The sequence below is a fragment of the Streptococcus sp. 544 genome, assembly GCF_013277385.1.
Classification (GTDB): domain Bacteria; phylum Bacillota; class Bacilli; order Lactobacillales; family Streptococcaceae; genus Streptococcus; species Streptococcus mitis_BA.
The window spans coordinates 1-7,859 of sequence record NZ_VMMU01000006.1; the positions used below are offsets into that span (position 1 = coordinate 1).

The 7,859-nt window shown below is 33.2% G+C and carries 2 protein-coding genes; both read left to right on the forward strand.

The genetic code is table 11. The features are described from left to right. Positions 1-485 precede the first annotated feature (485 nt). On the forward strand, positions 486-7,055 hold the full coding sequence (locus HT728_RS02695) for a S8 family serine peptidase (protein WP_173233637.1): 6,570 nt from the start codon (positions 486-488) through the stop codon (positions 7,053-7,055). Positions 7,056-7,536: 481 nt separating this feature from the next. Further along, the gene (locus HT728_RS02700; RefSeq protein WP_173213850.1) at positions 7,537-7,845 is read left to right on the forward strand and encodes a hypothetical protein; all 309 of its coding nucleotides are present in this window, start codon (positions 7,537-7,539) and stop codon (positions 7,843-7,845) included. The last annotated feature ends 14 nt before the right edge of the window (positions 7,846-7,859 follow it).

The window sequence follows — 7,859 nt, forward strand, 5'->3', positions numbered from 1 at the left end:
TTTTCATTGAGTATTAGTTGCTAGAGCAAGGCACTCGTAAAGCCTAGGTCACAGGTGAACATATGACTGAAGATTTGAAAAAATAGATATGTATAAATAACCGTTAAGCCTTATTCTTAGCGGTTATTTATATTGTTTAATAGCGCTGATATTTCATCAATGATGTTTGACTTTGTGATTTTGGTAGTGGTTCAATTTGATTGCTACTATTTTTGATGGTATGAATGTGCTTATAATGTATCCCCGTTAAGTACGAAACTTTTGCATCATTTATTAACATGCGTTAAAAATAAAATTAACCAGCCTTAATTTTTCTTGACTTAAATTTTTTAAATGATATACTATTTTTATGGAGAGCTAACAATTATATATAAATGTACTACTCTATTTCCTAGATAATACTTAGTAAAACTTTTTATAACAAAGGCTAGCAAAGTTAAAGTTTTCTATCTATTGGAAGTTAAATAAATATGTAAGGAATTAAAATGAAAAAAAGTACAGTATTGTCATTAACCACAGCTGCAGTTATTTTAGCAGCCTATGCCCCTAATGAGGTAGTCTTAGCAGACACATCTAGCTCTGAAGATGCTTTAACTATCTCTGATACAGAAAAAGTAGTAGTAGATAAGGAAGCAGAAAATAAAGAAAAACATGAAAATATTCATAATGATATAGAAACTTCCAAGGATACTGAAGAGAAGAAAACAACGGTTATTGAGGAAAAAGAAGTTGTTAGTAAAGAATCTGTGATAGATAACAAAACTAGCAATGAAGAAGCAACAATCAAAGAAGATTCCAATCAATCCAAAGAAGATAAAGCGGACTCGTCTGCAAGTAAAGACCCAGAAAGTCCCAAAAAAGAGGATAAACTTGTCTATATTGCTGAATTTAAAGATAAAGAATCTGGAGAAAAAGCAATCAAGGAATTATCCAATCTTAAGGATACAAACGTTTTATATACCTATAATACGATTTTTAATGGTGTTTCAATAGAAACAACTCCAGATAATCTGGATAAAATTAAACTAATAGAAGGTATTTCATCGGTTGAACGGTCACAAAAACTCCAACCCATGATGAATCATGCCCGAAAGGAAATTGGAGTTGAGGAGGCTATCGATTACCTAAAGGCCATTAATGCTCAATTTGGGAAAAACTTTGATGGTAGAGGTATGGTCATTTCAAATATCGATACCGGGACAGATTATAGGCATAAGGCCATGAGGATTGATGATGATGCTAAAGACTCAATGAGATTTAAAAAAGAAGACTTAAAAGGTACTGATAAAAATTTCTGGTTGAGTGATAAGATTCCTCATGCTTTCAATTATTATAATGGTGGTAAAATAACTGTAGAAAAAGCTGATGATGGAAGTGATTATTTTGATCCACATGGAATGCATATTGCAGGGATTCTTGCGGGAAATGATACTGAAAAAGACATCAAGAACTTTAATGGAATAGATGGAATTGCTCCTAATGCACAGATATTCTCTTATAAAATGTACTCTGACGCAGGATCTGGCTTCGCAGGAGATGAAACAATGTTTCATGCTATTGAAGATTCGATCAAACACAATGTCGATGTTGTTTCGGTATCATCTGGCTTTACAGGAACAGGTCTTGTAGGTGAGAAATATTGGCAAGCTATTAGAGCATTAAGAAAAGCAGGCATTCCAATGGTTGTAGCTACGGGTAACTATGCGACTTCTGCTTCAAGTTCTTCTTGGGATTTAGTGGCAAATAATCATCTGAAAATGACCGACACTGGAAATGTAACGCGAACAGCAGCACATGAAGATGCGATAGCGGTTGCATCTGCTAAAAATCAAACAGTTGAGTTTGATAAAGTTAAGATTGGAGGAAAAAGTTTTAAATACAGAAATATAGGAGCCTTTTTCGATAAGAATAAAATCACAACAAATGAAGATGGTTCAAAAGCTCCTGATAAATTGAAATTTGTATATATAGGCAAAGGCCAAGACCAAGAGTTGATAGGTTTGGATCTTAAGGGCAAAATTGCAGTAATGGATAGAATTTATACAAAGGATTTAAAAAATGCTTTTAAAAAAGCTACGGATAAGGGCGCACGCGCCATTATGGTTGTAAATACTGTCAATTACTACAATAGAGATAATTGGACAGAGCTTCCAGCTATGGGATATGAAGCGGATGAAGGGACTAAAAGTCAAGTATTTTCAATTTCAGGAGATGATGGTGTAAAGTTATGGAACATGATTAATCCTGATAAAAAAACTGAGGTTAAAAGAAATAGTAAGGAAGATTTCAAAGATAAATTGGAGCAATACTATCCAATTGATATGGCAAGCTATAATTCTAATAAACCGAATGTAGGTGACGAAAAAGAGATTGACTTTAAGTTTGCACCTGACACAGACAAAGAATTGTATAAAGAAGATGTCATCGTTCCAGCAGGATCCACATCTTGGGGACCAAGAATAGATTTACTTTTAAAACCCGATGTTTCAGCACCTGGTAAAAACATTAAATCTACTCTCAATGTCATTAATGGGAAATCAACTTATGGCTATATGTCAGGAACTAGTATGGCAACTCCAATCGTAGCAGCTTCTACTGTTTTGATTAGACCGAAGTTAAAGGAAATGCTTGAAAGACCTGTATTGAAAAATCTTGAGGGAGATGACAAAATAGATCTTACAAGTCTTACAAAAATTGCTCTACAAAATACTGCGCGACCGATGATGGATGCAACGTCTTGGAAAGAAAAAAGTCAATACTTTGCATCACCTAGACAACAGGGAGCAGGGCTAATTAATGTGGCCAATGCTTTGAGAAATGAAGTTGTAGCGACTTTCAAAAACAAGGATTCTAAAGGTTTGGTAAACTCTTATGGTTCTATTTCTCTTAAAGAAATAAAAGGAGAAGAAAAATATTTTACAATTAAGCTTCACAATACATCAAACAGACCTTTGACTTTTAAAGTTTCAGCATCAGCGATAACTACAGATGCTCTAACTGACAGACTAAAACTGGATGAAACATACAAAGATGAAAAATCTCCAGATGGTAAGCAAATTGTTCCAGAAATCCACCCAGAAAAAATCAAAGGAGCAAATATCACATTTGAGCATGATACTTTCACTATAGGCGCAAATTCTAGCTTTGATTTGAATGCGGTTATAAATGTTGGAGAGGCTAAAGACAAAAATAAATTTGTAGAATCATTTATTCATTTTGAGTCAGTAGAAGAAATGGAAGCTCTAAACTCTAACGGGAAGAAAATAAACTTCCAACCTTCTTTATCAATGCCTCTAATGGGATTTGCTGGGAATTGGAACCACGAACCAATCCTTGATAAATGGGCTTGGGAAGAAGGATCAAAATCAAAAACAATGGGAGGTTATGATGATGATGGTAAACCGAAAATTCCAGGAACCTTAAATAAGGGAATTGGTGGAGAACATGGTATAGATAAATTTAATCCAGCAGGAGTTATACAAAATAGAAAAGATAAAAATAGAACATCCCTAGATCAAAATCCAGAATTATTTGCTTTCAATAACGAAGGGCTAAATGCATCATCAAGTGGTTCTAATATTGCTAACATTTATCCTTTAGATTCAAATGGAAATCCTCAAAAGGCTCAACTTGAAAGAGGATTAACACCTTCTCCACTTGTATTAAGAAGTGCAGAAGAAGGATTAATTTCAATAGTAAATACAAATAAAGAGGGAGAAAATCAAAGAGACTTAAAAGTCATTTCGAGAGAACACTTTATTAAAGGAATTTTAAACTCTAAAAGCAATGATGCAAAGGGAATCAAATCATCTAAACTAAAAGTTTGGGGTGACTTGAAGTGGGATGGACTCATCTATAATCCTAGAGGTAGAGAAGAAAATGCACCAGAAAGTAAGGATAATCAAGATCCTGCTACTAAGATAAGAGGTCAATTTGAACCGATTGCGGAAGGTCAATATTTCTATAAATTTAAATATAGATTAACTAAAGATTATCCATGGCAGGTTTCCTATATTCCTGTAAAAATTGATAACACAGCCCCTAAGATTGTTTCGGTTGATTTTTCAAATCCTGAAAAAATTAAGCTGATCACAAAGGATACTTATCACAAGGTAAAAGACCAATACAAGAATGAAACCCTATTTGCGAGAGATCAAAAAGAACATCCTGAAAAATTTGACGAGATTGCAAACGAAGTTTGGTATGCTGGCGCCGCTCTTGTTAATGAAGATGGAGAGGTTGAGAAAAATCTTGAAGTAACTTATGCAGGTGAGGGTCAAGGAAGAAACAGAAAACTTGACAAAGACGGAAATACTATTTATGAAATTAATGGTGCAGGAGATTTAAGAGGAAAAATCATTGAAGTCATTGCATTAGATGGCTCTAGTAATTTCACAAAGATTCATAGAATTAAATTTGCTGATCATGCTGATGAAAAGGGGATGATTTCTTATTACCTAGTAGATCCTGACAAAGATGCTTCTAAATATGAAAAACTTGGTGAAATTTCTGAAGATAAACTCAAAAATGCAAAGAGCTCAGAGGAAAATACCAATAATAATCAAGCTAAGGATGAAGATTCAAAACCAGATGAAGAAAGTTCAGTTGAGGGAGAAGCTAGCCTTGAAATAAATAAAACTATTTCAACAATTAGAAACTTTGAAAATAAAGACCTAAAGAAACTCATTAAAAAGAAATATAGGGAAGAAGAGGACTTTGTAAATGGTGGTACAAGAACAGTAGAACTTGATTATCGATATGACGATAAAGGAAATATAGCTGCCTATGACGATGGTAGCGCCTTAGAATATGAAACTGAAAAACTTGACGAAATCAAATCAAAAATTTATGGTGTTCTAAGCCCGTCTAAAGATGGACACTTTGAAATTCTTGGAAAGATACGTAATGTGTCTAAAAATGCCAAGGTATATTATGGAAATACCTATAAATATATAGAAATCAAAGCGACCAAGTATGATTCCAATTCAAAAACGATGACATTTGATTTATACGCTAATATTAATGATATTGTGGATGGATTAGCTTTTGCAGGAGATATGAGATTCTTTGTTACAGATGATGGTCAGAGAAAAGCTGAAACGAAGATTAGAATGCCTGAAAAAAATAGGGAAACTAAGACAGAATATCCCTATGCATCAAGTTATGGGAATATAATAGAATTAGGGGAAGGAGATCTTTCAAAGAACAAACCAAATAATTTAACTGAAATGGAATCTGGTAAAATCTATTCTGATTCAGAAAAACAACAATATCTATTAAAGGATAATATCATTCTGAGAAAAGGCTATGCACTAAAAGTGACTACCTATAATCCTGGAAAAACGGATATGTTAGAAGGAAATGGAGTCTATAGCAAGGAAGATATAGCAAAAATACAAAATTCCAATCCTAATCTAAGAGCCCTTTCAGAAAAAATAATTTATTCTGACAGTAGAAATGTTGAAGATGGAAGAAGTACTCAAGCTGTATTAATGTCGGCTTTGGACGGCTTTAACATTGTAAGGTATCAAGTGTTTACATTTAAAATGAACGATAAAGGGGAGGCAATCGATAAAGACGGAAATCTTGTAACAGATCCGTCTAAACTTGTATTATTTGGTAAGGATGGTAAAGAGTACACTGGAGAGGATAAGTCCAATGTAGAAGCTATAAAAGAAGATGGCTCTACGTTATTTATTGATGCAAAACCAGTAAATCTTTCAATGGACAAGAACTACTTTAATCCATCTAAATTTAATAAAATTTATGTACGAAATCCAGAGTTTTATTTAAGAGGTAAGATTTCTGATAAGGGTGGTTTTAACTGGGAATTGAGAGTTAATGAATCTGTTGTAGATAATTATTTAATCTACGGAGATTTACACATTGATAACACTAGAGATTTTAACGTTAAGCTTAATGTTAAAGACGGTGACATCATGGACTGGGGGATGAAAGATTATAAAGCAAACGGATTTCCAGATAAGGTAACAGATATGGATGGAAATGTTTATCTTCAAACTGGCTATAGCAATTTGAATGCGAAAGCGGTTGGAGTACACTATCAATTTTTATATGATAATGTTAAACCAGAAGTAAACATTGATCCCAAGGGAAATACAAGTATCGAATATGCTGATGGAAAATCTGTAGTCTTTAACATCAATGATAAAAGAGATAATGGATTCAATGGTGAGATTCAAGACAAACATATTTATGTAAATGGAAAAGAATATAAATCATTTGATGATATTAAACAACTAACAGATAAGACACTAAATATTAAGATTCTTGTAAAAGATTTCGCAAGAAATACAACCGTAAAAGAATTCATTTTAAACAAAGATACGGGAGAGGTAAGAGAACTAAAACCTCATAGGGTAACTGTGACCATTCAAAATGGAAAAGAAATGAGTTCAACGATAGTGTCGGAAGAAGATTTCATTTTACCTGTCTATGAGGGTGAATTAGAAAAAGGATATCAATTTGATGGCTGGGAAATTTCTGGTTTCGAAGGGAAAAAAGACGTTGGCTATGTTCTTAATCTATCAAAAGATACCCTTATAAAACCTGTATTCAAGAAAATAGAGGAGAAAAAGGAGGAGGAAAATAAACCTACTTTTGATGTATCGAAAAAGAAAGATAAGGTACAAGCAAATCATAGTCAATTAGATGAAAATTACAAAAAGGAGGATTTACAAAGAGAACATCATTCACAAAAACCTGATTCAACTAAGGATGTCAAATCTACAGTTTCTGTACAAGTAAATTATAGTCAATTAGATGAAAGTCAAAGATCTGATTCAACTAAGGATGTTACAGCTCCAGTTCCTGATAAAAATGATAAAAACTTTGAAAATAAGAAGGAAGTTTATCTTAATGAACCAGAGAATATAGCTAATAAACATACCAATATCGATAGTAAATCGGATACTAACAATTCTGATAGATTGCCAAAAACCGGAACAGTTAGAGAAGGTTTTACACCATTCATTGCTGGAATAATGTTTACCTTAGGTGCATTTCTTGGATTAAAGAAAAAAGATCAAGATTAAGACAAAAGCTATAGAAAAATGGTTTGTGTACTGAGATAGTATGATGATGAAACAGTTTTGTAAAAATAGCTATTTATAACTTAATTATTTAGTTTACTTTACTATTGATACTCTTTTTTGGATCTATTAATAGACTTAGTTTCGATAACTAATGAATTGATTGAAAGGGTTAGTATTGACAATATTGGTCATATTGATTAGAAAATAGAGTCTATCAAAATTTAAAGGCTAATAGAGGTGATGAGACAATTTCAAGGAATTAAGTAGCGTTTGGTTGCTTAATTCCTTTTTATTTGGAAGGAAGTTTTTCACCTGCTTCCTTATTTTATCGCTATTATTGAACCATTTAGACCGAGATAAAGACCAGATAGGCAAAAGACCTTGTTCTTGAAACTGACCTCTGCTATAATGATTTTTGTAAGAGACGTGAGGCCTCACTATCAGATAACTAAAGTTCCTAAAAAAGAAATCGGAGATCAAAATGAAAAAATTATTAGGGATTGTATTTTTAGTAGCAGCAGCGACAGTAGTGTATTTTGGTTCTGTTGGCTGGCCAAGTTTAGATGTCAATCTCTGGTCACTGATTCCGGTAGGCTTGTTCCTCTTTTTCACTCTAGAGAATCTTTTAAAAAAGGATTACAAGGCTAGTCTGATGTGCTTCATTATTGCCTTTATCATCGCAAATGCAATTTTGGACCTTTTGCCAATTTCAAGTGGCTTGGTGATTGGAGCAGGCGTGCTGGCTTGTGTAGGTATTGGTTACCTCTTTCCTAATAAAGAAGGAAAATAATACTCTTCGAAAAT